Consider the following 376-nt stretch of genomic DNA (forward strand, 5'->3'; position numbering starts at 1 on the left):
TGAAAGAGGTTGGCATCGATGTCGGTCACCGGCGCGTCGGTCGCCTGATGCGCGAAAACGGGATCACCGTTGAAAGAACGCGCAAATTCAAGGCGACCGACGCGCCGGTGACCGACATCGATGCCAACCTCTTTCAGTTCTTCGGTCATTCGGGGCCTGCCATAGCTGCCCAGACTCAGACGCGACTGTTCCTTGATGTGGGCCAGGACGACCATATCCGTGCGCTGCCTGCGGCTGGCCGGGCGGCTGCGGAAAGCCCGCAAGCCACGCGGGCTGACATCCATAACACGACACAGTCGGTCGACCGGGAAGGTGCCGCGCTGTTCTTCGACAAACCGAAACCTCACGGCTTTAGGTTCGCGAAGAACTGGGTGGC

At 61.4% G+C, this 376-nt stretch carries 2 pseudogenes; one reads left to right on the top strand and one right to left on the bottom strand.

From position 1 onward, the window contains the following. Window positions 1–98, top strand: a pseudogene (locus BFP70_RS20890) (IS3 family transposase); the annotation flags it as partial. On the opposite strand, the pseudogene BFP70_RS20085 reads toward BFP70_RS20890, so the two are convergent. Next, a pseudogene (locus tag BFP70_RS20085) lies at window positions 90–376 on the bottom strand (IS3 family transposase); the annotation flags it as partial. The pseudogenes BFP70_RS20890 and BFP70_RS20085 sit on opposite strands and share 9 nt — an antisense overlap.

The organism is Thioclava sp. SK-1 (assembly GCF_001705665.1).
Taxonomy (GTDB): domain Bacteria; phylum Pseudomonadota; class Alphaproteobacteria; order Rhodobacterales; family Rhodobacteraceae; genus Thioclava.